The sequence below is a fragment of the Stenoxybacter acetivorans DSM 19021 genome, assembly GCF_000745895.1.
Taxonomy (GTDB): domain Bacteria; phylum Pseudomonadota; class Gammaproteobacteria; order Burkholderiales; family Neisseriaceae; genus Stenoxybacter; species Stenoxybacter acetivorans.
On record NZ_JQKE01000129.1, the window covers coordinates 1 to 1732 of the forward strand.

Genomic DNA, 1732 nt, shown 5'->3' on the forward strand with positions numbered 1-1732 from the left:
TCTTGACGCTGATAGGGCAGTAAACGGGTTCTTTTATGAATATTCATTACAGTATTTTCCTATAAATACTGTAAACAACGCTAGGAATTCTTACATGCACGCCTGTTTCATTGATATTTTGTGCGAATGATTAACAGCTGATGTCAAAATAACCTTTTAAAAGCCTAATGGGTTTCTGTTTGCTGAGCCGCAAACGGAGGCGGCAAAAAAGCGATGTTGCGCTCGATTAATGCGTGCTGCCATTGATTTAGGATTTGCTTCAATGCTTCTTTATCATGATCACGGGGTTTATCAGCCAGTAATTGCACCAATATGCCGCCTTGTGCTGCTTGTGCCAAAATGTTGATTTGGCGCAATATACCGCGATCGGGAACGACTTCTGCACGTATGCCCAGAAGCAGTTGGGCAGGTTCGGTTTGTAAGCGGCTTGCCAGATTTGCGGTGTCGCCGCGTTTATCTAATTTACCCAGATTAATCCAGTCTTGTCCCAGTGTGTGCAGATACCAGTCTTTATCATGCCACGAGGTGTCCAGCAATACTGCCCACTTGGGCGCATCGTTGAGGTGTAGCAATGGCGCAGTGATGGCAGCAACGGAAGGCACAGTGTCTGCATCAACCACGGTGTGTTGCCATTGTTGAATAATATTTTGATAATACGGTAGATTTAGAGGCAAGTGCGCCCGTTGTTGCCTCCACATCAGCCAACAAAATAACCACGCCGCCGCCCGAGGCAATATGCCGTAACAAAACACAGCCGCCAGCAGCAAGCCGCCCCAAGCACGTGCGGCGGCGGTATTGGCGATGGAGCGGCTGTGCAATACTGCTTCGGCATCCGGTACGGGGAAACTTAATTTTTCAGGCAGCCAAGATAAAGCCGCCACTAGATGCAACAGGCTTACGTCTGACAATAAAGTGCTTTCCCAATTGAATCCATATTGGCGCACCAATAGCAGCACACACAGTGCCAGCCACATGCCGCTGAGTGTACACAACCAAAAACGGTGACTGGTCATGCCGGCAAACCACCGCGCGGCGGTTGTTTGGGCTTGTTCTGCATATAAAGCGGCAATCGCCTGTCCGACAGGATCGCGCAGGCGCAACCATAATGCAGGGTTAAACACAAAACCGTTGCGGTGCACGGGCAACAACAGCAATATCAGCCACAGCAGCAGAGTCAAAGTATTCACGCCCAATGCCGACAGCAAAACATAGAAAAAATTCAGTTCACTGCCTGCCAATAAAGCCATGCTTGCCGAAAAACCACCGATTAAGCACAGCAGACTGATGCCCGATAACAGCCAGCGGGTATATTGTTGTATGCGTTGTAAACGTTGGTTTAACGCACCGTCGCGATCAATAAAAGCAGCGCGTTTCAGTAAACGGCTTTCCTTATCTGAATCGTCATGGCGCAATGCTTCGGTAATCGGTTGAGGGTCGGCGGCAAACACAAAGCGGCGCGTTTGCAATAAACGCACCAATTCAGTTAATTGTTGTTGGTCGGTTAGTATCATGGTGGCAGAAACGTGATTCTTCTTGCAATATTGCTTTATACACTTCACTTTTCGCTGCCGAATCGTGTTTGCTGTTTTGAAACAGACTGTGATTTAAGGCTGTGAAAGTGTTTTCAGGCAGCCTGAAGAGGGCGTTCAAAATTCTGTGTCAGTGTTAAATCCTACAGTTTGATTATATCATCGAGTCTTCCTTCGAAATAAATGGAAAGTTGGCTGACCGT

Annotated in this window: 1 protein-coding gene; it reads right to left on the reverse strand. The window is 47.7% G+C overall.

Annotation, left to right across the window (positions count from 1 at the left end; translation table 11 throughout):
• Positions 1-164: 164 nt before the first annotated feature.
• Positions 165-1511: a DUF2868 domain-containing protein gene (locus Q384_RS10880; RefSeq protein WP_245608550.1), complete on the reverse strand. Its 1347-nt coding sequence runs from the start codon at positions 1509-1511 to the stop codon at positions 165-167.
• Positions 1512-1732: the final 221 nt, after the last annotated feature.